This window comes from Rossellomorea aquimaris (assembly GCF_001877785.1).
GTDB lineage: Bacteria > Bacillota > Bacilli > Bacillales > Bacillaceae_B > Rossellomorea > Rossellomorea aquimaris_A.
The window spans coordinates 93,444-114,261 of record NZ_MINN01000150.1 but is presented as its reverse complement, the minus strand read 5'-3'; the positions used below and the strand labels follow the sequence as shown (position 1 = coordinate 114,261).

Sequence of the window (20,818 nt, the reverse complement as noted above, 5' to 3'; positions counted from 1 at the left end):
TCAGCGGAAGTGTCCATTCATGTTCATTTTTTCAAAAACTCCAAGCTTCTCTTCACACTCTGGAGCGGCGGATTCCTGCACTCATCCTGCTCGACGATCCACCAGTCAACAGTCCCTGACCCGTTCCCGAATGAGAGCACCGACTCAAGATCGACCCCGCCGGCCCCAAGCTCCCCAAAAAAACGCTCCCCATCCGTCGTCATATCCTTTAAATGTACAAGCGGGGAGCGGTGTTTGTAACGTTCAAGCCACTCGGCCGGTTTTTCCCCTGCAAATGTCAGCCAAAAAATATCAAATTCCGCCTTCACCCACTCCGGGTTTGTTTCCTCGAAGATCGTCTCCAATGCTGAACGTCCATCACTTAGGGAAGTCAATTCAAAGTCATGATTGTGATAACAAAGTGCGATGCCTTCCCCGGCACATTTTTCGCCGATCTCATTAAGGTCATTGATCAGCCGGATATAATCGTTTTCCGTCCTTTCTTCAGGAGCGAGGTACGGGCATACAGCATAGCGGCTTCCCAGTACCTTTTGATCATCGATCACTTTTTCCGTTTCATCCCTTAACTCAGCAAGCGGGATGTGACTGGAGGCTGCTTTCAGCCCCAGATGATCGAGTACTTCTTTTAATTTTCTTGCCTCCAAACCTCCGTACCCGGCCAGCTCGACTCCTTCATAACCGAGCCCGGAAACTTTTTTCAGTGTGCCCGTAAAATCCTGTTCAGCTTCGTTCCGCAGCGTGTACATCTGCAGTGCGATGGGAATGTGCTTCATTTTTATGCAGCCTGCCTTTCAAAATCTTTCTACTATAAGAGTTCTGAAAGAAAGGGAGAAATCCTTTTTAATTAAGCTCTTTTCGCATACTTTGTTGCTTTACACACAAGAAAATACCGGAACTTGGGTATTTTCTGATGTCCGTCTACCTGTGGTTTAAACTGGAATTCGAAAAGAGCACGTCCACAATCAACATTCAGGCTACTAGCCAATTTACGAAAAGCAACAATCTTTTAGAAAACAGCCTTTAATTAAAAAGCCCAAACCGTTTATTGGCTGGGCAGGTGATATTATTTAACGGCCTGCGATTTAATCTTCAAGCACGAGAGCTTCTTTTCATTTTTAAAAACGGAATAGTGGGCTGCCGCGATTCTTTCCTCGACATAATCAAGTGAAAAGGTCCCGGATGGATCGGCAAGGCTGCCGATTGCCCTGGATAGATGGTCGACAACATGCTTCAAATCAACTTTTCTCTCCAATTCATTGCCGGCATTCATTTCATCCATGATCTCAAATGCAAGGTTCTGCACATGATACAAACGTCTTTGCTCCAACCTGATTCCCCCTTTGGCTTATTCGTATCTTTTCTGATTATATGGCGGAATCTGAATGGTTATGATAGTAAAGAACAGGGTATAGGGATTCTAACACCCCGAGGTATGAACAGATGAAATTTAGTGAACTCTAAAGATAAATGAGGAGGTGAAGAAACATGGCACAAGATGTACTATGTGAAGTAAGCAACTGCAAATACAACAAAGAAGGCAAGAAATGCTCAGCCGACCAAATCTTCGTAGTGAGTCACAAGGGGAACAAAGCCCACAACAGCGAAGAAACGGATTGTAAGACATTTGAACCTGGTATGTAATTGAATTTGATGACGAGATAGGAACTTTTTCCGTGAATGAAGTTCCGGCAGGCAGCCATTGGAGTGGCTGCCTGTTTTTATATAGTATTGATAATGATTGTCATTCTTATTCATGGGAAGGGTGGTTTTTTTGGGGGAGTAGCGTTAGAAGTTTGTCGTTTTTTTGTCGATAAATCGGTAGTTCGCCCTTAAACTTGTGCGTTCGCCCATATTTTAAAAATATCGCCCTTAAATCTCAGATTCCGCCCTTAAAATTAATGAATCCGCCCTTAAAAATAGAAGTGAAATCTTTTTACTGAAAATAAAGGATTTTCCTTCCAATTGTAGAATGATTTATAGATCATATAAGATTGGAGTGGTGAAATGATAATTAAAGATCGTGAAATTCCTCGAATTATCTTAAAACTGCAAGCTTTACTTCGTAGATTCCCCCTGCACCACCATAAAATTCAAATATTAGTGGATGAATTGAATAGAAGAACAGCTGGACATAAGGGTTAAGAAGCCTTGGATTATCCCCTCAGCCTTCTTAACCCTGAGAAATATTTGATATTCCATGGACTACGCCTGCAAATCGGCAATCATTTCTTTCAAATTGACACTTTAGTTATATCAAAAAACTTTATCCTCTTGATAGAAGTGAAAAACTTAGCCGGCACAATATATTTTGATCCAGTCTTCAGCCAGTTGATTCAAATAAAAGATGAGCAAAAGCAAGCATATCCAGATCCTCAAATACAGCTTCTCAGGCAAGTGGAACAACTAAAAAAATGGCTTAAGCACCATGGTTTTTCATCTATTTCTATATTTTCTTTGGTAGTAGTAAGCAACGACAAAACGATCATTAAAACTTCGCCTGAAAACCACAATCTTAATTCCTCAGTCATCCATCGCCATCTGCTTCCAACCCATATTAAAACGTTCGAAAAATCAACTCAATCAGAAGTATATGATCATAAGGAAATTAAAAAGTTGGTTCGCTTGTTGAAGAAAAAACATGTTGAGGCAGAACATTCAATTTTGGAAAGGTTTAATATATCACCAAGTGAAATCAAAAAAGGAGTATTTTGTGAGGTATGCACTCATAGTCCACTTGTCAGGAAACATGGATCATGGTTCTGTACAAACTGCAAAGCAAAGAATTTAAATGGTCATGTTCAAGCATTAATGGATTATTGCCTGCTTATCAAACCCATAATAACAAATGAAGAAGCAAGAAAGTTCCTCAATATCGAATCAAGGTATGTTACAAAAAGACTTTTAAAATCCCTCAACCTCCCAACCACCGGCACCAAAAAATCCACCACCTACGACCTCACCCAACTAACTAAACAAAACGTCCCCACAAACTCAAACAAAAAACCCGCCACCACCAAGTGACGAGTCCTTCATTCCTCCTCAATCCATTCCTGAGACCATTTTTCGATATTTTTCATCAGCGGTTCCAATGAATAGCCTTTTTCAGTAAGGGAGTATTCAATTCTTACCGGGGTTTCCGGGTAGACTTTGCGTTCGACGATGCCTTCTTCTTCGAGTTCTTTCAGGCGCTGGGAGAGCACTCTGCCGCTGATGCCGGTTGCATCTTTTATGGTGCAGTTGCGCTGCGGACCGGAAAGCAGCTGGTAAATGATAAGAGCGTTCCACCGCGGGCTGATGATGCTGATGGCTTTTTCGAATCTTGGACAAATTTCAGTAGTGTTCATCTCATCAGTCCTCCTTTTGTAAGAAAAATTATATCATATGTCATGATAAATTATAAATTAGTTACTTGACTAACTATAGTTATTAAAATAAAATAAGTTACATAAAGTAACCAACTTACATCCATAAAGGAGACAAAACCATGAACTTCCACCAACATCCATATACTCATATCAATCACGTGACCATAAATGTTCAGGATTTGAAAAGATCGCTTGATTTTTATCAAGAAGTTATCGGATTCAGTATTTTAAGCAAATTTGAAGATACAGTACAGCTGACGGCAGACGGGGAGACTCCTCTGCTCACAATCCATCAGCCGGAAAATGTCATCCCTAAACAGCCAAGAACAACAGGCCTTTATCATTTTGCCATCCTATTACCAGAGAGAGCGGACCTGGGAAGTGTCCTCAATCATTTTGCGCAGTTGAATATTCCATTGGGCTCATCCGATCACCTCGTAAGCGAGGCACTGTACCTCAACGACCCGGACGGAAATGGGATTGAAGTGTATTGGGATAAGCCTCATACCATTTGGACGTGGAATGGCGGACAGGTGGAAATGGCAGTCGATCCGATTGATGCCAGGGCCATTTTAGCTGAAGGAGAAGGGGAGCCATGGACAGGACTGCCTTCGAAAACAGTGATGGGGCATCTGCATCTGCATGCTGCAGACCTCGATGAAACAGCCGGTTTTTATACTAAAGGGCTTGGGTTTGAGGTCGTATCAGCTCTGGGGAATCAGGCGCTGTTCCTTTCAACCGGACGCTACCATCATCACATTGGGTTGAATACATGGAACGGTGCCGGGGCGCCAAAACCTGCGGAAAACAGCGTTGGCCTGCAGTCATTCAATGTTCATTTTCCGAATCAGGATGAGAGGGATGCAGCAGCAACCCGCTTGAAAAGCCTCGGATATCAAGTGGAAATTGACCAGGACGGCAGCATCTCAGCTGAAGACCCTTCAGGCAACAAGATGTTTTTAACGGTGTAAGGCTGCAAAGTTGCATGAATTGGTCTAATCCGGAAAATAACGAGACAGTATCTAACGGGTAAAATGATAAAAGCCGTCCCCATCACCAGGGGACGGCTTTTAACCATTTTTCATCCTTCGCTCGGATCGACCTCATCATAAACGAGCCGGGTCACCATCGTGGCCTCCCCGTTCTTCACTTCCTCTTCCGTAGCGTCCTCGCCAAAGGATTGTTCTTCATCATAAGTGGGAGCCACATTGTTTTCTTTTGAAAGGTTCGGGGTTCTCTTTCTCATGGTTATTCCTCCTGTCTTCTGTTTATTGTTTAGTGTAAAGAGAAACATGGAAAGTATACTGCTCAGGCAGATTTTTTTAAAAAGAAGCGCGGTTGGTGGGATACTATTCATATGAAAAGCTTATTGGAGGGGACATCATGAAATTGAGTGTGCTGGATCAATCGGTCATTACGAAGGGTCAGGATGCGGCAGCGGCATTCGAAGAGACTTTGAGGCTTGCCAAATTCACTGAGGAACTGGGCTATACCAGGTTCTGGGTGGCCGAGCATCATAATACGAACGGTATGGCAGGATCTGCGCCGCAAGTGCTGATTTCGCATCTTGCTTCTTTGACAAATCGCATGAAAATCGGATCCGGCGGGGTGCTGCTCCCTCAGTACAGCCCATATAAAATAGCAGAGGATTTCAAGGTGCTCCAGACCCTCTTTCCGGGAAGGATCGATCTTGGGATCGGTCGTTCGCCCGGCGGTTCTTATGAGACACGCCTGGCACTGACGGATGGCTTGAAAAAAAGCATGAATGAGTTTCCCGGTCAGGTGGAGAGGCTTCAGCATTTCCTTCATGGGGAGCCGGGAGTCAAGGCTTATCCTTACGTTGACACACCGCCGGATATATGGATTCTCGGGATTACCCATAGGGGCGCAAGGGTGGCTGCCGAGAACGGTACTGCTTTTACTTATGGACACTTCATCAATCCTTCGAACGGGAAGAAGGCACTTGACTACTATCATCATCAATTCCGTCCATCTGCAGGTTTAGAATCCCCGCTCAGCAATGTCTGCATATTCGTCGTATGTGCACCGACCCAGGAGGAAGCGGAACGGATCGCCAAAAGTCAGGATATCTGGTTATTGGAAGTGGAAAGGGGAATCGATACCCGAATCCCCTCGAAGGAAGAAGCGGACAGCCGGATATTCACCTCCAGGGAGATGGAGAAAGTAAGGGAGAATCGCAAACGTGCAATTGTGGGGACGCCGGAAAAAGTGAAAGAGGAGCTGCTTTTGCTTAGTGAGATATACCGGACCGATGAATTCATGATCATTACGAATGTGTCGGATTTTGGGGACAAGTTGAGGTCTTATGAATTGCTTGCTGATGCACTGATGGATCCGGGGCTTTGAACCAGTGCGGACAGGACCGCACCGACAGCCTGGATCCAGCTTCCGATTACATTCAAATCCCCGCTGTCTTCGTTGTTTAATTCCAAGATGCCTGAAATCGCCTGCAGGGAATTTCCGATGACCTGAAGTGCATTGCCGTAAATTGAAAGCAATTCATCCAGGGTACGTTCTTCATCCAGGGAATCAGCGACTGCAGCAGATCCGCCAAGTGCCTGCAGGAGATTTCCTTTGATATCAAGTTCCTGCTTGGTCACTTCATTAAAATCTAAGACTAGACCTGATAAAACAGTTAGATTTCCTATTGATTGAACTTGATTTCCGATCTTTGTCAAATCGAAAGGGTTTTTAATGGCATCAGCTTCAAGGGCATTTCCTGTAGCCTGCATTTCATTTCCGATAATGTCAAAATTGGTGAGTGTATCGTCTGAAAGAGATTTGCTCGGAGTATTTCCGATTGCGGAAAGGACCGTACCGACAGCCTGGACCCACGCCCCCAACGTTGCTTTGAATTCATTACCCATGGAAATCGCCTACTCTTTAAGTTCTACGATAGTGTATACAAATAGGGCATGTAAGGTTAATCCACACAAGAAAAAGACAGGAGACGCAAATGGTCTCCTGCCTTCTCTTATTATCTGTCCAGTTTAACTAAATCTGCATCCTCATTAGGACGGCCGAGGATCAGATCCCTCAGGATCCTGCTCCCGAGCATGCTGTATACCGTCCCGTTCCCGCCGTAGCCCAGCAAATAGTAGATCCGCTCTTTATCGGGATGCCTCCCTATATACGGAAGATGATCGAGGGATTCACCGAAGCTTGCCCCCCAGGCATATTCCATTTCAACGTTGAGGCCGGGGAACATCTTCTGCACCTCTTTTTCAATCTTTTTACCATGTTTTTCGATTTTTTCCATGCTTTGCGGAGCTTCCGCCGGGTCTTCATCGAGGCCTCCGGCAATGATCCGGTTATCCACGGTGGTTCGCAGATACAAATAAGGCCTGTCCGTTTCCCAAATAAGTGCCCGTTCATGCCACTGTGACAAATCATCGACGGGCTTGGTGGCGATGGCATAGGAACGATTGATTTCGGTCCCGATGTTTTCGCTTAGCGGAGGAGTTTCATAACCGGTAGAATGCACGACGTGAGAGGCGGTCAACGTCCCCTTGGTCGTTTCTATGATGACCTTTTCACCGTCTTCCTTTACTTCAATCGCTTCTGTTCCTTCGAAGGCTGTCGTGTTATGTTCCTTCAAATATTCGAACATCCCATTTACAAACCGGAATGGATTCACTTCCGCGTCCCCGTGGGTGATCAGCGCCCCGGATTTGGAGAACGGGAGGTGTTCCTTCATATCTTTCTTGGACCAGTATTCCACCGGGAAACCGTGCTCCTTCAAAGTTTTATATTCTTTTTTCAGCTTTGGCAGATGCAGCGGCGAGCTCGCATAATAGATGCTCTTCCTGCGGGTGAATTCCGGTGAGACGGGCAGGGTCATCGCCACTTCTTCCAGGTGTCCGACCGCTTCCTGACATAATTTATAAAAACGGACCGCCTGCTCCTCCCCGATCTCGTCGATCAATTCATGGAGCATGATGTCATTTGAAAATTGCAGAAGCCCGGTGTTTGCAGACGAACTGCCGGATGCAAGCTGCCTTTTTTCAATGATGGCCACTTTTAATCCTTCACGGGAAAGCACATAGGCACAGAGAGCCCCGGACATTCCTCCGCCGATGATTGCGACATCGTAATGAGTATCGAACTCTTTTTCTGAATCATTATAAGTGGTGGGCCAAAATAATTTCCCATTATGTAGTTCCATTTTCTTTATCCCCTAACTGTCAGCTTCTTTGTGACTATTGCATTCCCTCTTATAGAATTGTTGAAACGTTATGTTTCAACAAAACAGGGGGAGGCTGTCAAAGAGCCTCCCCGGTAGTCTTAATGTGTGGATGTATTCAGTTTGACTTCGATATTATCTCTTGTGGCTTTTGAATAAGGGCAGACACCATGCGCTTTTTCCACAAGCTGTTTCGCTTCATCCAATTCTAAGCCGCCGACTGAAACGGAGAGGACGACTGCCAGTTTGAATCCTCCGTCTGTATCTTTTCCAATCGAAACTTCTGCAGTGACTTCCGAGTCTATTTTCTTTTTCTCCTGTCCTGCCACGAGGTTCAAGGCACTGTCGAAACAGGCTGAATATCCTGCCGCAAAGAGCTGTTCAGGGTTCGTCGCTCCTTCAGCCCCGCTTCCCCCGAGGGATTTTGGCATGGCAAGGTCAAATTCCAATACCCCGTCGCTGCTTTTTACCTTTCCCTGCCGGCCGCCGTTTGCGGTTGCTTTTGCTGTATATAATGCGTCCATTCTGATCACTCCTATTTAAGATTTGTTCACTCTTACTTTTTACTATTCAGGTTCGGGCTAAACCTGCCAATGTGCTCCTCATTCCACGATCTCCCGCTGTCTCCGGTATGCGAGGAAAGTGGTCTTTAACGAAGCATAATTTCCGATAGCGGCATATCCGTAAAAAAAGCCCATGAAGATTCCGACTACGAGATGTCCTTTATGGCTGATGAAAATGGAAATGAGCAATCCCAGAATGACCGCGATATTCGGGACGAGGAATGCCGGGGGTCTGAATGCAAGCTTTATGGCCTGGGTGATGAGAATGATGATGGGGATCGCGATGATCGCATCCCATATGTTTGTATGGATTGTCGGTAAATTCATGTCGTGCCTCCGATGGTTGGTATAATCATAATGTTTCCAATTGAAGGCTGAATAAACAAAAAAGGATGATCCCATGGATCATCCTTCACTGCAATTGTGTTCAGCTTTATCAAATCTCAGGGCTGAACTTCGATGTTATTTTATCTGAACAAAGCGTTCCAGCGCTCCGCCTTTTCAAGCGCGGCAAGGTCGGTGGCCACTTCACCAGGGCGTACGCCGGCACCGATCATATAGTCTGCGAATTCCATGTTCACGAATTCAAAGATGTAATTGAACTGCTGAACAAGCGGAAGTCCCTTGATGCGGGCGCTTGGTCCGCCGCTGATGACGACATAAGCTTTTTTCTTGGTCAGTTCTTCTTTCAAGTTGAACCGTTCATCGCGCAAGTATTGACTCCAGCGGTCGAAGAAGTTTTTCATCGGCCCGCTCATACCGTACCAGTAAAGCGGAGTTGCAAACAGAAGGATGTCGTGTTCCTGAATCAATTCAACGAGTTCCTCATAATCATCTTCGACAGGTGAGAATCCTTCTTCTGTATGTCTCATATCCACGATTGGCTTAATATTCAAATCTGCAAGCGACACAATGGTATGGTCGGTCCCCTCGACGATTTTTTTCGCAAGGTATTCGGAGTTCCCGTCTTTTCTCGTACTTCCGAGCAGCGCTAATACTTTCATCTGTAACTCTCCTCCTCTTTTGGTTGGGCAGTTATCCCCAGTATATTCATCCATGGGCAAACAGGGAATGGCAACGGATTCCCCGTGGGTTGTTTGTTATTGATATGACTGGGTTATTTTGAAAAAAATATTATCGGATCTTAAATCCTTCTTCCCTCAAATACAAAGCAGCTTCATCATATCCGCCGAAGCTGTCCTCAAGGTTTTCATCGGCATAGATGTTCCAGCGGTCGTCTTCTTCCACGAGAAGAAGGGTGTGGCCTTCGGAATCTTTCCATGTTTGTTGGGCAGCAGGCTCGATTTCTTCTTCCTGGGATAAATAAGTGATCGAGGCGGTGATGATGGTACGGATCTCTTCTTCAGAATAGTCGCGGATATTCACAAGACCCTTTGCATTAGATTCATATTGGGGAAGCTCCCCGGTGTAGACAAATCCGTTTCCATTCGGATGCAGGTGGTATACAACGACTGTTTTATCATAAAGGCTGTCCTCAAAGTGAAAATTCACCCGGTTGAGAGACACCTCTTTTTTGGTCAGTTCATCGAATGTTTCAATGATATCCAGTTTTTCCTGGAAGGTCAGCATGCTCATTCCTCATTTCTATTACAACGATTTTTTCATTATAGCACAGTGCCCTATTTTTATAGAAAGGATAGGGGTATAATGAGGGGGAAGAGGTGACCATATTGAACGATTTCACATCCTTGGGGATTCAGCCCAAGTACACAGAAGCATTAAAAGAACAATCCATTACAGAACCGACACCGATCCAGGTTGAAACGATACCTGTTTTATTAAATGGCGAAGATGTTATTGGACAGGCACAGACCGGCACGGGGAAAACAATGGCCTTCCTGCTGCCGATGCTTGCGAGTATCGATAAAGAAAAAGAAAGCATCCAATCCCTTATCGTAACTCCGACAAGGGAACTGGCGATCCAGGTGACGGCTGAACTCAACCAGCTGCTGGCTGCATCAAAAGAAGACATCAATGTGCTTGCGGTCTACGGCGGCCAAGACGTCGAGAAACAGATCAAGCGTTTGACAAATAAGGCGGTCCACATCGTCATCGGAACACCGGGACGGATCCTTGATCACGTACGCCGCGGGACGGTCGATTTCACTGAAGTGTCATTCCTGGTCTTGGATGAAGCGGATCAAATGCTCCATATCGGCTTTTTCGATGAGGTCGAGGCAATCATCCGCGAGACGCCTTATACGAGGCAGACCGCCCTATTCTCGGCGACGATGTCAAAGGACATCCGGAAAATAGGGAAGCGCTATATGAACAACCCTCATAACGTTCAGATCCGGGAAAAGGAAAAGATCGTCGAGGAAATCCAGCAGGAAGTCATCGAAACGACCGACCGTCAGAAACTTGATGCCCTCAGTCAAACGATCCACGACGTCCAGCCGTTTCTCGGCATCATTTTCTGCCGGACGAAGAGGCGGGTAAGCAAACTGCACATGGATCTTAAGGCAAGGGGATTCCTTGTCGATGAGCTTCACGGTGACCTTTCCCAGGCAAAAAGAGAAGCGGTCATGAAAAAGTTCCGTGACGCCAAAATCCAACTATTGATCGCCACGGATGTTGCGGCCCGCGGCCTTGACGTTGAAGGCGTCACGCACGTCTTCAACTACGATATCCCGGAGGATGTGGAAAGTTATATCCACCGGATCGGCCGGACGGGGCGTGCCGGAAATGACGGACTCGCCATCACGTTTGCGGCATTGAAGGATAAGCAGGCACTCGAAATGATTGAAAAGGGCATCGAGCGTTCGCTGCCGAGGCGTGAGGTGGAAGTGGCGGCTGCTGCTGAAAGCAGCCCGTCCCCGTCCCGCGGTAAAGGGAACAATGAAAGTGCCAAGGATAGAAGGGAACGTAAAATTCAGGAGAGCCGGGAACGCAGCAGGAAAAGCGGACGCGGATCAGGCGGCCGTGACGGTGAACGGACATCCTCCGGAAGAGGCAGTGGACGAGGTTCGAGCGGACGTTCGGCTGCCGGCTCTGACAGCAGACGCGGGCCGAGCGACCGTTCAGCTGGCAGGTCTGACGGCAGAAGTGGAACGAGCGGACGTTCGGGTGATAGACCTGATGGCAGACACGGATCAAGCAATCGTTCAGCTGCTAGATCTGATGGCAGGAATCCATCTGGAAGAGGATCGTCATCGGCTGGCAGAGGCGGCGGCCGTGGACGCAGCGGCAGCTCAAGCAAGGGTTCAGGCGGTAGAAGAGGCCGGTCTTAAATTGAAAAAGCATGGCTGCGCGATGGTGCGAAGCCATGCTTTTTTGTCTTTATTTTATGGATATTATTGGTAAGTGGCGGAATTAATCGCAGAATCGAAAGAATAATTGGGTAAATTCGAAGAATAAAGATGAAAATTAAAAGATTATCGACTGAATTCGAAGATTACGCCACGAATTCAAAAGATTTCCCATTTCAATTCCAATTCAACCTGTCCCAATCCCGAATTTCACTCTATACGGATACCCTAAAAAAGCCCCCAACCACCAATTTGACTAAATATACCCCTTCACATAGCTTCAACCCAGCAATTTTAACTAATCTGACTCCTCAATACACCCCAATTTCAAATCCATCTAAAAAAGTTTCATATACAAATCTTCACTCATCATTTATCAGAAAATTGACACAACTAACTTGATATCTCTCCCGCATTCCCTTTAAAATAAAGTAAACGCTTTACTAATTTGGGAAGGGGATGGAATGACAGCATGCATGTACCTTTAGTGTTAACGGACTTTCTTGATCGGGCGGTGGAGCAATACGGTGATAAGACCGCGATCATCGATGATGAAAAAAGACTTACATATAAACAGCTGAATGCCCGTGTAAACCAGTTATCCCGGGGGCTGCAGGAACTTGGCATTGAAAAAGGGGACAAAGTCGCATACCTCGCGCCGAACACGACGGAGATGCTAGAAGGGTTTTGCGGGGTATACGGAGTCGGCGGTGTGATGACCCCTCTGAATACTCGCCTCAAGCCTGCGGACTATCAATTCATTTTGACCCACAGTGAAAGTAAGGCATTGTTTGTGGATGAAGAACTGTATCCGCTCGTCCAACCGATCCTGTCGAAAGTATCAAACCTGAAACACGTGATCATCCACGGCGATTCTCAGGACGATTACCCTGGATATGACGAGTGGAGGGGGAAGTACAGTACCGAACTATTCGACAGGGTGCCGCTCGAAGAAACCGACATCGCTTCCCTTCTGTACACGAGCGGGACGACCGGGGATCCGAAGGGAGTTCTCCTCACGCACCGGTCTAATTATCTTCACGCTCTGTCCAGCATGCACCACCTGAAGGTTTCGGATCAGGACACTCTCCTTCATGTGCTGCCGATGTTCCACGTGAACGGCTGGGGATCGCCTTTCTACTATACGGCGAACGGTGCGACACAAGTGATGCTGAGGAAGGTCGATCCGAAAGTCATTTTGGAAAAAGTGAAAAGGCACGGGGTGTCGGTCATGCATATGGCCCCGACCGTCCTCAATATGATCCTTGAACAATATGAATCTGAAAAGCCGGGTATCGATCAGCCTTTAAGGGTCGTCATCGCTGGTTCGGCACCTCCTCCTGCTTTTGTGAGAAAAGTGGAAGAGGACCTGAAGTGGGAATTCATCCAGGTGTACGGGATGACGGAGATTTCTCCGCTCATCACGACTTCTGCAATCCGTTCCATGGAACAGGAAAAAACCAATGAAGAGAAGTATCGGCTAAAGGCCAAGGCGGGATACAGCATGATCGGGGCCAGGGTCAAGGTCGTAGATGAGTTAGGGAATGAGGTCCCTCATGACGGGAAAGCAATTGGGGAAATCGTGACCAGGACGAACACGGTCATGGAGGGATACTTTAAAAATCCGGAAGCGACGAATGCAGCGATCAGGGATGGGTGGCTTCATACGGGGGATATGGCGGTTGTCGACGGAGACGGTTTTATCGAGATTGTAGATCGTATGAAAGATGTCATCATCAGCGGCGGGGAAAATATTTCCTCAATCGAAGTAGAGGGGGCGCTTTATGAACATCCGGGCGTCCTCGAAGCAGCGGTGGTTGCCGTACCGGATGAAAGATGGGGGGAAGTCCCGCACGCGGTGGTGGTCCTCCGTGACGGGCACAATCTTGCTGAAGGAGAGCTTATCACTTTCTGCCGGGAGAAGCTGGCCCATTTTAAAGCGCCAAAAGGCATTACTTTTGCGGAGGAACTTCCGAAGACCGCCTCCGGAAAAATCCAAAAAGTCGTGATCCGGAAAGAATTTTGGAAGGACCGGGACCGGATGGTTCATTAATTAGTAAAAAGACGTGTGCATGCACACGTCTTTTTTTATGGAAACGGGGGAGGGTGTATGTAAACAAATTATTTGAAAAATTTTTTATAAAGAGCAAGTCGCGTCCTATTGGGAATCGGAGAAATAATGAAAAAATTATTCCACATCCCCATGTTTATATTTCCAATAAGATGGTAAACAAGCAAATGTAACATTAAAAATCGAAGGAGGATTCTTACAGAATGGCATTCTATTTTAAGAGAAAAGACAAGCCATAGTGAAGGCGAACATGGCATGAGAATTCTGCTTAGGTTTTGGGGAAAGTCATTGGAAACATCATTTCTTAAGAGTCATTGGTCATCACACTAATTACACTTAAAGGAGAGGAAACAAAATGGCAAACAATAATAATAGTAATAACAACAATAATAGTAAAAACAACAATAACAACAGCAACGGAAACATGAGCCGCGAGGAAAGAGGACGTAAAGGCGGGGAAGCTACATCACGCAATCACGATAAGGAATTCTATCAGGAAATCGGAGAAAAAGGCGGAGAAGCGACTGCCCAGAATCATGATAAAGAATTCTACCAGGAGATCGGTGAAAAAGGCGGCAGAAATTCCAGCAACTCAGGAAATTCAAACCAATCAAGAAGCAATAACTCAAACTCCGGATCCAATGGTTCAAATTCCGGTTCCAACAGCTCTAATTCAGGATCCGGCAACTCAAACAACAGTTAATACTTAAAAATCATGTCATAGAAACGTCATTTCCGGTAAACGTCATGGAGACTAATTACATTTAAAGGAGAGGAAACAAAATGGCAAACAATAATAATAATAGTAATAACAACAATAATAACAACAGCAAAAACAACAATAAAATGAGTTATGAAGAAGCGGGGCGCAAAGGCGGAGAAGCTACGTCACGCAATCACGATAAAGAGTTCTATCAGGAGATCGGAGAAAAAGGCGGAGAAGCCACCTCGAATAATCATGATAAAGAATTCTACCAGGAAATCGGTGAAAAAGGCGGTAGAAATTCCAGCAACTCAGGAAATTCAAATCAATCAAGAAGCAATAACTCAAACTCAGGCGGCTCCAACCGTTCAAACAACAATTCAAATAACAACAATTAATATTATCTTAACAAATAAAAGGGATCCTTTGCAAAGGGTCCTTTTTATTATGAGGAGACTGGCTGCAATATAAATTTCCAAGGTTTCATCCCTTACCAAACGGGGAATAGTCCTCCGTAATGAAAAATTTTGGGAGGTAAAAAACCCTATGAACCTGTCTAGAGAAACAGTTCAGGACAATGATGTGAATTGTCCTTCTGAATACGGAAAATTAAAAAAGGTATTGGTGGTTTCGCCTCAAAACATGAGAATTACGGAAATCATCAATGAAACACAAAAACATTTTATGAAAGATAATATCAATATAGATGAAGCCGTGTACCAGCATGAGCAGTTTGTGAAAATCCTTGAGGAAAACGGCGCTGAGGTGCATCACCTCGCACCCCAAAAGGAAATGAACGAGCAGGTATTCACAAGGGATATCGGATTCTGCATCGGGAATGAACTCATCGTTTCATCGATGAATACTGAGCTTAGAAAAGGAGAAGTGAAGGTTCTTCTCGGGTGGCTCGAAGAACATAAGATCCCGCATACCCATCTGGCTGCTCATTCAATCGAAGGAGGGGATGTGCTGGTAGACGGTAAAGATGTCTGGGTAGGTATAAGCGGCCGCACAAACCGTCTGGCAGTCCAGGCCCTGAAAAAACTGCTCCCCGACTATACCGTGCATGCACTTCCTTTGAGGAGTGATATCCTGCACCTTGATTGTGTGTTCACGATCATTTCGGAGGAAGCGGCACTCGTTTATCCGCCTGCTTTTTCGAAAAAAGATCTGGAAAAAATCAAAGAGCACTACAACATCATTGAAGTAAGCGAAAAGGAACAGTTCCGTATGGGACCGAATGTCCTTGCCATCGGTGACAAAACGATTGTCAGCCTCCCGCAGAATGGAGAGTTGAATGGAAGAATAAGAGAAAAGGGCTTCAAGGTCATCGAAACCGACTTCTCGGAAATCATCAAATCAGGCGGCTCCTTCAGGTGCTGCACCCTGCCTCTTGTAAGGGAATAGACAAAGGCCCGCCCCGCGTTCCGTAAAGGAATGAGGGGACGGACCTTTTTGCATTTACAAATCTTTTACAAGATTGTCGTCTCTTTGAAAATAATTCTTTATAATTCTCTATTATCCTAGTAACTGTATTCATAATCTAGGAGGTTGCGACATGAAAAAATCCATGAAGAAGATCCTTCCTTTGGCAGTTGTTTCATCATTGGCAATCGGAAGTGTGATCGGTATGAATCAGGACAACCCTGAGGCGCAAGCGAAAGAATCTAAAAACGGGAAAGCCAAAAATGTCATCTTCATGATTGGTGACGGCATGGGTGTCCCTTATACAACAGCCCTTCGTTATATAAATGACAATCCGGATACACCGGAATTCGAGAAAACGGCATTTGATCCGTATCTTGTGGGACTGCAGTCCACTTATCCTGAAGACGAAAAAGAAAATGTAACGGATTCAGCGGCAGCAGCCACTGCGATGAGCGGCGGTAAAAAAACGTATAATAACGCTATCGCCCTGGATAACGATAAGACAGAAATCAAAACGGTTTTAGAACAGGCAAAGGAAAACGGTATGTCGACGGGTATCGTTTCGACTTCCCAAATTACGCATGCCACACCTGCTTCTTACGGTGCGCATGATGAACACCGTGACAATGAAAATGAAATCGCAAATGATTACTTCGATGAAATGATCAATGGCAAGCACAAAATCGATGTTATGCTTGGCGGAGGGACAAAGTTCCTTGAACGCGAAGACCGCAACATTGCAGAAGAATTCAAGAAAGACGGATACAGTTATGTAAAGACAGCAGATGAAATGAAGAAAGACGATAATGAACAGGTTCTCGGACTTTTTGCTGAAGAAGGAATGGACAAGATGATCGACCGCGATGAAAAACAGCCGAGCCTTGCCGATATGACTACTTCAGCTCTTGACCGCCTGGAAGGGGATAAAGACGGATTCTTCCTCATGGTTGAAGGAAGCCAGGTCGACTGGGCTGGCCATGACAATGACGCAGTGGCTGCCATGAGTGAAATGAGGGATTTCGAAAAGGCATTTGAAAAAGTGCGTGATTTTGCCAAAGAAAATGGTGAGACCCTGGTCGTCGTGACGGCCGACCACTCAACGGGCGGATTCTCAATCGGTTCAGATGGCGACTATAACTGGGATCCAAGTGTAATTGATGCTGCAAAACGCACGCCTGACTTCATGGCAGAAGAAATCGCGAACGGCGCATCTGTAGAAGAAACTCTTTCACAATACGTCGACCTTGAATTGACAGACGAAGAAATTGCATCCGTAAAAGATGCAGCGGCCGCGAAGGATAAAGTGGAAATCGACAATGCAATCGAAAAGATCTTCGATACGCGTTCAGGTACTGGCTGGACGACGGATGGACATACAGGGGATGACGTACCTGTTTATGCATTCGGTCCTCAGAAAGAAAAGTTCGCAGGGATGATCGACAATACGAACCAGGCTCAGTTGATTTTCGAAATTTTAAAGAATAAAGGTAAAATCAAAGAGAATAAATAATGCTAAAAAAGCCACGCGGATCCTTTCCGCGTGGCTTTTCCAATTGTGCTATCAGCCTTCCTGGAGATCCGCAATGCTTACCTGTGATCTCTCTTCAAGCGGACCGCGCAAGTGTACCACTGCTGTCTGTCCGTCTTCCATCACTTCATCGATCCAGACAGAAGCGTCTTGAAATTTCACTTCTATGTCTGCAGATGAAGATAAAATTTGCTTCGCACGTTTAAGCTCCATATTCGGCATCCTCCTTATGTTTAACCGGTGTAAGTTCTCAGTCAGTCTTATTCTTTTGGTCCTTGTTATGTTTGTTGCCCTTGCTGTTATCCCCGCTTGTCAGTTCCGAAGCGAATTCAGTGGTCCCCCGCTTTGGGGAGTTCTGGTTGCTGCTTCCTTTATTATCTTTTTTCGTCATTGGTCATTCCTCCTTCGTCTAGTCACTTTAGTTTTGGAAAAAAGGGTGAGGGATATGCATGGGGATGAAGTCCCTATTTAAAAAGATGGAAGCCGATTAAAGGATTTCAGGTGCGGGATAAAGAAAAGAACTATAAATAGAAGGGGGCGGTTTTATGATGGAGTCTCTAAATTCCCGTATGTCATCGGGCACAGCGGGTGAAACCATTCCGGGAAGCTGGTATACGGGGGAAGAGCCTGACGAAGTAAAGCCCGGCAGCTATCCTATCCTTTTCATTCATGGTATAAACACGACATCTGCAACATGGAGCGTAGATGGGAATGATATCCGTGAAACAGCGCGGGCAAAAGGATACCGGACAGCGTTCATCAATCTTTCAGGGACGGCAGATATGTGGTCGAATGGACTGCTGCTGGCTGAAAAACTGAAGGAGATTTTTGTATCTTTTCAAAAAAAAGTGGTGATTGTGGCTCACAGCAAGGGAGGGATCGATGCCCAGACGGCAATGGTTTATCATGATGCCTCGCAGTTTGTGAAGCGGGTGATCACCTTATCGACTCCTCATCACGGATCCCAGCTTGCAGATCTGGCATTCAGCAAATGGGCAGACTGGATCGCGGATACGCTCGGCAGCAGGAGTGAAGCGGTTTTTTCCCTGCAGACGGGCTATATGAAAGCCTACCGGAAACGGACGGATGACAACATGGAGCGGGGGCATTCATCTTTTTATACATTCGGCGGTACGGGCTGGGGCAGCATGGGATCAGAATTGTTTTGGGGCGGTTTGTATTTGAAGCGGTTCGGTGCAAGTGACGGTGCGGTGACGGTGAAGAGCTCACAGCTTCCTTACGGGGAGGAAGTGATGGTCGGTGACTGGACCCACAAGACAATCAAACTGGGAAATGAAATCTTTCCTTATATAGAAAAATTGGTTCTTGAGGAAGTGGAAGAACTTCCTGGAGCCATTGCCGCGGAATCGACTGAAGAGGAGTTGCCCGTTACAGTCCTCCACAAAGGAGGGGTTTATACGGGTGTCGCAACAGAACGATTCTATGTGGAAGATGGGGTGGATGAGCTGACGGTTGATTGGATCAGTTCATCAACCGATGCCTCCTATGTATTGACGGACCCTGATGGCAGGCGGCATGTCCGTTTTGTCACAGTGGGTGATGAGACCGGCTTCTTTCCGGATGCACTTCACCATTCGATCATCATCCCGTCGCCGGCTAAGGGCAGATGGGTGATGGAGGCAAAGAATGATTCACGGGAGTCCTATTTGCTGAACGTCATCTTTTCAGGCGGTGCGAATGTGGGGATGGATGAATTCATCAGCGGTAAAGTGTCTGAGTCCGAAAGCAAGGAAGTGAAGATGACAGGGATAGTGGATATTGAAAAACAATTTCATCTTTCCCACTTCCCATCAGGGAAAAAGGATCAACCGGCGGATCTCAAACCGGAAACCCTTGCAGGATATGGTGAAGGCATCCATAACATCACGATTGACTTAAAGGGAACGACCGCACAGGGGGATCGGTTCCAACGGACGGTCATCAGAACCGTTACGGTCGATGAGTATGGAAACGTTCATGAGTAATTCATCCAATCCTGCTAAAATGCTTAAAGCCCGTCCCGCCGTAAAGCGGAGGACGGGCTTTGTCATTATAAGGATTCCAAGAAGTCTGTCACCTGATCAGGCGTTTTTGCATTCGCACTGTGAAGATGGGCGGCCTTTTCGCCGTTTTTCCAGACTAGCAGGCTTGGGATCCCCATGACGTCATACTTTTCCGCAATCTCTGGAAGTTCATCCTTGTTGATATCATACCATTTATATTGATCGTATTGTTCCATGATTTCATCAATGAACATGTCCATGCGGCGGCAGTCAGGACACCAGTCTGCATGGAATTTTACGATTACGGGCTGTGCTGAAGAAATGATTTCTTCGAACGTTTCTTTATTTTTGATCGATTGCATTTGTAACCCCCCTTTCCCTCTTATTTTAACCCTATGTGGAACTTTACGTAAACTGCAAGATATCAGATCCCGTCCTGCAAAGCATTTCCCTGATCTGTACAGGACATGATAGTATAATGGATACATTCTATAGAAATTCAGGTGATAAAATGAAACCGATCAACGTTGGACTTGCCGGCTACGGATTTTCAGGACAAAGCTTTCATCGTCCTCTTCTGCAGCACTCCAAGGACTATCATATACATACAGTCTTGTCTTCTAACGAAGAGAAAGTCCGGAAAGACTTAGAAGATGCAAGGGTCGTTCAAACATTGGGTGAACTGCTTCAGGAAGACATCGAGCTTGTCGTCATTACAACACCGAACCACCTCCATTACAGAATGATCAAGCAGTCCCTTCATGCCGGGAAACATGTGGTGGTGGAAAAACCCTTCGTCACCTCAAGTTCCGAGGGAGAAGAGCTGATCTCACTGGCCGAAGAAAAGGGCCTTCTGTTGTCCGTTTTCCATAACCGCCGCTGGGATGCTGACTTCTTGACGATCAAAAAGATTTTAGAAGAAAAGCGGCTGGGGGAAATTGCGACATACGAAGCTCATTTCGACCGTTACCGTCCGCAGGTGAAGGATCGTTGGAAGGAGAACAAAATCGAAGGCGGTGGCGTGTTGTTTGACCTCGGTTCACATTTGATCGATCAGGCGTTATGTCTGTTCGGTACGCCTCAATGGGTATTTGCAGATGTATTTTCACAGCGCGATCCGGATAAGGCGGAGGACTATTTCCATATCATAATGGGGTATGAAGGGATGAGGGTTTCCCTCAATTCCCGCTCAATGGTACTTGATCCCGGACCCCGCTATCAGGTACACGGCCGCAGCGGGAGTTATATGAAATACGGTATGGACCGACAGGAAGCAGACCTGAAAGAGGGTCTCGATCCATATTCGGAAACATGGGGACAGGAGAAAGAAAGTGCTTGGGGGACGCTATCCGTTGCGGACGGAGAAAAGGTGGACACCGTAAAACTTCCTTCTGAAAAAGGAGACTACACTCTTTTTTATCAAGGAATCCTTGATGCCATCAGGAATAATGATGCGTCACCGGTAAAAGCAGCAGAAGCCCTTGAAGTCATCAGGATCATTGAAGCCTGCAAGGAAAGTTCGTCCGATGGAAAGGTAGTCCAACTGTAAAAGCAAGTGAATAGAAAAGTAGACTGGGACGAAAGTGTTACAGCCTATGTGAAACCCGAACTGATTTGCATTATAAAAAGTAAATCAAATCGGGTTTTTAGTTGAATTGTATAATTGGGTGTGAAATATTACCAG

25 protein-coding genes are annotated in these 20,818 nt (G+C 45.9%); 12 read left to right on the top strand and 13 right to left on the bottom strand.

The annotated features are described in order from the left end of the window. Positions 1–23: 23 nt before the first annotated feature. Both BHE18_RS21605 and BHE18_RS21600 read right to left on the bottom strand, forming a co-directional pair. Positions 24–773, bottom strand: coding sequence for a sugar phosphate isomerase/epimerase family protein (locus BHE18_RS21605; protein ID WP_071620540.1), 750 nt, complete (start codon positions 771–773; stop codon positions 24–26). Positions 774–1,063: 290 nt separating this feature from the next. Further along, positions 1,064–1,279 (bottom strand): hypothetical protein, encoded by a 216-nt coding sequence (locus BHE18_RS21600; RefSeq protein ID WP_411159275.1) that lies wholly within the window; start codon positions 1,277–1,279, stop codon positions 1,064–1,066. Between the two features lie 206 nt (positions 1,280–1,485). On the opposite strand from BHE18_RS21600, the gene BHE18_RS21595 reads away from it, so the two are divergent. Together BHE18_RS21595 and BHE18_RS21590 are read left to right on the top strand one after the other, a co-directional pair. Beyond that, positions 1,486–1,641 carry a DUF1540 domain-containing protein gene (locus BHE18_RS21595; protein ID WP_071620538.1) on the top strand — a complete coding sequence of 52 codons (156 nt, stop codon included), beginning with the start codon at positions 1,486–1,488 and terminating at the stop codon, positions 1,639–1,641. Positions 1,642–2,148: 507 nt separating this feature from the next. After that, complete coding sequence (locus tag BHE18_RS21590) at positions 2,149–3,021, top strand: nuclease-related domain-containing protein (RefSeq protein WP_083573925.1); 873 nt, start codon at positions 2,149–2,151, stop codon at positions 3,019–3,021. A gap of 8 nt (positions 3,022–3,029) precedes the next feature. Here the strand turns inward: BHE18_RS21590 and BHE18_RS21585 are convergent, their stop codons facing one another. After that, entirely contained in the window at positions 3,030–3,344 is a 315-nt protein-coding gene (locus BHE18_RS21585; RefSeq protein ID WP_071620537.1) for a winged helix-turn-helix transcriptional regulator, read from the bottom strand. Positions 3,345–3,484: 140 nt separating this feature from the next. Here BHE18_RS21585 and BHE18_RS21580 point away from each other — a divergent pair, with 140 nt between their 5' ends. Beyond that, positions 3,485–4,336 carry a VOC family protein gene (locus tag BHE18_RS21580; RefSeq protein ID WP_071620536.1) on the top strand — a complete coding sequence of 284 codons (852 nt, stop codon included), beginning with the start codon at positions 3,485–3,487 and terminating at the stop codon, positions 4,334–4,336. A 110-nt stretch (positions 4,337–4,446) separates the two neighbouring features. On the opposite strand, the gene BHE18_RS23390 is transcribed toward BHE18_RS21580, so the two are convergent. After that, positions 4,447–4,611, bottom strand: coding sequence for a hypothetical protein (locus tag BHE18_RS23390; RefSeq protein WP_169792821.1), 165 nt, complete (start codon positions 4,609–4,611; stop codon positions 4,447–4,449). A 137-nt stretch (positions 4,612–4,748) separates the two neighbouring features. Here BHE18_RS23390 and BHE18_RS21575 point away from each other — a divergent pair, with 137 nt between their 5' ends. Then, a complete protein-coding gene (locus BHE18_RS21575; protein ID WP_071620535.1) occupies positions 4,749–5,732 on the top strand; it encodes an LLM class flavin-dependent oxidoreductase in 984 nt (327 codons plus the stop codon). Here BHE18_RS21575 and BHE18_RS21570 read toward each other — a convergent pair. From BHE18_RS21570 to BHE18_RS21545, 6 genes are all read right to left on the bottom strand, one after another. After that, positions 5,690–6,253 (bottom strand): DUF6944 family repetitive protein, encoded by a 564-nt coding sequence (locus BHE18_RS21570; protein WP_071620534.1) that lies wholly within the window; start codon positions 6,251–6,253, stop codon positions 5,690–5,692. The two genes, BHE18_RS21575 and BHE18_RS21570, sit on opposite strands and share 43 nt — an antisense overlap. Before the next feature lie 110 nt (positions 6,254–6,363). Continuing rightward, entirely contained in the window at positions 6,364–7,551 is a 1,188-nt protein-coding gene (locus tag BHE18_RS21565) for an NAD(P)/FAD-dependent oxidoreductase (RefSeq protein ID WP_071620533.1), read from the bottom strand. Between the two features lie 119 nt (positions 7,552–7,670). Next, on the bottom strand, positions 7,671–8,093 hold the full coding sequence (locus tag BHE18_RS21560) for an organic hydroperoxide resistance protein (protein WP_071620532.1): 423 nt from the start codon (positions 8,091–8,093) through the stop codon (positions 7,671–7,673). Between the two features lie 78 nt (positions 8,094–8,171). Further along, positions 8,172–8,459 (bottom strand): hypothetical protein, encoded by a 288-nt coding sequence (locus BHE18_RS21555; RefSeq protein WP_071620588.1) that lies wholly within the window; start codon positions 8,457–8,459, stop codon positions 8,172–8,174. A 140-nt stretch (positions 8,460–8,599) separates the two neighbouring features. Then, positions 8,600–9,136: a flavodoxin family protein gene (locus BHE18_RS21550; RefSeq protein ID WP_071620531.1), complete on the bottom strand. Its 537-nt coding sequence runs from the start codon at positions 9,134–9,136 to the stop codon at positions 8,600–8,602. Positions 9,137–9,266: 130 nt separating this feature from the next. Then, the gene (locus BHE18_RS21545; RefSeq protein ID WP_071620530.1) at positions 9,267–9,722 is read right to left on the bottom strand and encodes a hypothetical protein; all 456 of its coding nucleotides are present in this window, start codon (positions 9,720–9,722) and stop codon (positions 9,267–9,269) included. Between the two features lie 92 nt (positions 9,723–9,814). Between BHE18_RS21545 and BHE18_RS21540 the strand changes: the two genes are divergently transcribed. The 6 genes from BHE18_RS21540 (at position 9,815) to BHE18_RS21515 (ending at position 17,113) form a co-directional block, all read left to right on the top strand. Next, positions 9,815–11,383, top strand: coding sequence for a DEAD/DEAH box helicase (locus tag BHE18_RS21540; RefSeq protein ID WP_235860410.1), 1,569 nt, complete (start codon positions 9,815–9,817; stop codon positions 11,381–11,383). Between the two features lie 490 nt (positions 11,384–11,873). Continuing rightward, positions 11,874–13,454, top strand: a complete 1,581-nt coding sequence (locus BHE18_RS21535) for a long-chain-fatty-acid--CoA ligase (RefSeq protein ID WP_071620529.1) — start codon at positions 11,874–11,876, stop codon at positions 13,452–13,454. Between the two features lie 373 nt (positions 13,455–13,827). Beyond that, a complete protein-coding gene (locus tag BHE18_RS21530) occupies positions 13,828–14,175 on the top strand; it encodes a KGG domain-containing protein (RefSeq protein WP_071620528.1) in 348 nt (115 codons plus the stop codon). An 80-nt stretch (positions 14,176–14,255) separates the two neighbouring features. Then, positions 14,256–14,573, top strand: coding sequence for a KGG domain-containing protein (locus BHE18_RS21525; RefSeq protein WP_071620527.1), 318 nt, complete (start codon positions 14,256–14,258; stop codon positions 14,571–14,573). A 148-nt stretch (positions 14,574–14,721) separates the two neighbouring features. Next, positions 14,722–15,582, top strand: a complete 861-nt coding sequence (locus BHE18_RS21520; protein ID WP_071620526.1) for a dimethylarginine dimethylaminohydrolase family protein — start codon at positions 14,722–14,724, stop codon at positions 15,580–15,582. Positions 15,583–15,733: 151 nt separating this feature from the next. Beyond that, positions 15,734–17,113 (top strand): alkaline phosphatase, encoded by a 1,380-nt coding sequence (locus BHE18_RS21515; protein ID WP_071620525.1) that lies wholly within the window; start codon positions 15,734–15,736, stop codon positions 17,111–17,113. Between the two features lie 51 nt (positions 17,114–17,164). Here BHE18_RS21515 and BHE18_RS21510 read toward each other — a convergent pair whose 3' ends face one another. Together BHE18_RS21510 and BHE18_RS23385 are read right to left on the bottom strand one after the other, a co-directional pair. Next, the gene (locus tag BHE18_RS21510) at positions 17,165–17,344 is read right to left on the bottom strand and encodes an H-type small acid-soluble spore protein (RefSeq protein WP_071620524.1); all 180 of its coding nucleotides are present in this window, start codon (positions 17,342–17,344) and stop codon (positions 17,165–17,167) included. A gap of 37 nt (positions 17,345–17,381) precedes the next feature. Further along, on the bottom strand, positions 17,382–17,522 hold the full coding sequence (locus BHE18_RS23385; RefSeq protein WP_171910770.1) for a hypothetical protein: 141 nt from the start codon (positions 17,520–17,522) through the stop codon (positions 17,382–17,384). Between the two features lie 154 nt (positions 17,523–17,676). Between BHE18_RS23385 and BHE18_RS21505 the strand changes: the two genes are divergently transcribed. Further along, positions 17,677–19,116: a PGAP1-like alpha/beta domain-containing protein gene (locus BHE18_RS21505; protein WP_071620523.1), complete on the top strand. Its 1,440-nt coding sequence runs from the start codon at positions 17,677–17,679 to the stop codon at positions 19,114–19,116. 65 nt (positions 19,117–19,181) lie between these two features. Here the strand turns inward: BHE18_RS21505 and BHE18_RS21500 are convergent, their stop codons facing one another. Continuing rightward, entirely contained in the window at positions 19,182–19,496 is a 315-nt protein-coding gene (locus tag BHE18_RS21500) for a thioredoxin family protein (RefSeq protein WP_071620522.1), read from the bottom strand. A gap of 149 nt (positions 19,497–19,645) precedes the next feature. Here BHE18_RS21500 and BHE18_RS21495 point away from each other — a divergent pair, with 149 nt between their 5' ends. Next, positions 19,646–20,683 carry an oxidoreductase gene (locus BHE18_RS21495; protein WP_071620586.1) on the top strand — a complete coding sequence of 346 codons (1,038 nt, stop codon included), beginning with the start codon at positions 19,646–19,648 and terminating at the stop codon, positions 20,681–20,683. The last annotated feature ends 135 nt before the right edge of the window (positions 20,684–20,818 follow it).

What these genes read in the sequence shown, in the direction of transcription:
- BHE18_RS21600 (WP_411159275.1), bottom strand. Translation starts at nt 1,279, where the DNA reads ATGGATGAAATGAATGCCGGCAATGAATTGGAGAGAAAAGTTGATTTG.
- BHE18_RS21580 (WP_071620536.1), top strand. Translation starts at nt 3,485, where the DNA reads ATGAACTTCCACCAACATCCATATACTCATATCAATCACGTGACCATA.
- BHE18_RS21525 (WP_071620527.1), top strand. Translation starts at nt 14,256, where the DNA reads ATGGCAAACAATAATAATAATAGTAATAACAACAATAATAACAACAGC.
- BHE18_RS21565 (WP_071620533.1), bottom strand. Translation starts at nt 7,551, where the DNA reads ATGGAACTACATAATGGGAAATTATTTTGGCCCACCACTTATAATGAT.
- BHE18_RS21510 (WP_071620524.1), bottom strand. Translation starts at nt 17,344, where the DNA reads ATGGAGCTTAAACGTGCGAAGCAAATTTTATCTTCATCTGCAGACATA.
- BHE18_RS21555 (WP_071620588.1), bottom strand. Translation starts at nt 8,459, where the DNA reads ATGAATTTACCGACAATCCATACAAACATATGGGATGCGATCATCGCG.
- BHE18_RS21515 (WP_071620525.1), top strand. Translation starts at nt 15,734, where the DNA reads ATGAAAAAATCCATGAAGAAGATCCTTCCTTTGGCAGTTGTTTCATCA.
- BHE18_RS21520 (WP_071620526.1), top strand. Translation starts at nt 14,722, where the DNA reads ATGAACCTGTCTAGAGAAACAGTTCAGGACAATGATGTGAATTGTCCT.
- BHE18_RS21495 (WP_071620586.1), top strand. Translation starts at nt 19,646, where the DNA reads ATGAAACCGATCAACGTTGGACTTGCCGGCTACGGATTTTCAGGACAA.
- BHE18_RS21500 (WP_071620522.1), bottom strand. Translation starts at nt 19,496, where the DNA reads ATGCAATCGATCAAAAATAAAGAAACGTTCGAAGAAATCATTTCTTCA.
- BHE18_RS21585 (WP_071620537.1), bottom strand. Translation starts at nt 3,344, where the DNA reads ATGAACACTACTGAAATTTGTCCAAGATTCGAAAAAGCCATCAGCATC.
- BHE18_RS21575 (WP_071620535.1), top strand. Translation starts at nt 4,749, where the DNA reads ATGAAATTGAGTGTGCTGGATCAATCGGTCATTACGAAGGGTCAGGAT.
- BHE18_RS21545 (WP_071620530.1), bottom strand. Translation starts at nt 9,722, where the DNA reads ATGCTGACCTTCCAGGAAAAACTGGATATCATTGAAACATTCGATGAA.
- BHE18_RS23390 (WP_169792821.1), bottom strand. Translation starts at nt 4,611, where the DNA reads ATGAGAAAGAGAACCCCGAACCTTTCAAAAGAAAACAATGTGGCTCCC.
- BHE18_RS21530 (WP_071620528.1), top strand. Translation starts at nt 13,828, where the DNA reads ATGGCAAACAATAATAATAGTAATAACAACAATAATAGTAAAAACAAC.
- BHE18_RS23385 (WP_171910770.1), bottom strand. Translation starts at nt 17,522, where the DNA reads ATGACGAAAAAAGATAATAAAGGAAGCAGCAACCAGAACTCCCCAAAG.
- BHE18_RS21550 (WP_071620531.1), bottom strand. Translation starts at nt 9,136, where the DNA reads ATGAAAGTATTAGCGCTGCTCGGAAGTACGAGAAAAGACGGGAACTCC.
- BHE18_RS21570 (WP_071620534.1), bottom strand. Translation starts at nt 6,253, where the DNA reads ATGGGTAATGAATTCAAAGCAACGTTGGGGGCGTGGGTCCAGGCTGTC.
- BHE18_RS21560 (WP_071620532.1), bottom strand. Translation starts at nt 8,093, where the DNA reads ATGGACGCATTATATACAGCAAAAGCAACCGCAAACGGCGGCCGGCAG.
- BHE18_RS21595 (WP_071620538.1), top strand. Translation starts at nt 1,486, where the DNA reads ATGGCACAAGATGTACTATGTGAAGTAAGCAACTGCAAATACAACAAA.
- BHE18_RS21605 (WP_071620540.1), bottom strand. Translation starts at nt 773, where the DNA reads ATGAAGCACATTCCCATCGCACTGCAGATGTACACGCTGCGGAACGAA.
- BHE18_RS21535 (WP_071620529.1), top strand. Translation starts at nt 11,874, where the DNA reads ATGCATGTACCTTTAGTGTTAACGGACTTTCTTGATCGGGCGGTGGAG.
- BHE18_RS21505 (WP_071620523.1), top strand. Translation starts at nt 17,677, where the DNA reads ATGATGGAGTCTCTAAATTCCCGTATGTCATCGGGCACAGCGGGTGAA.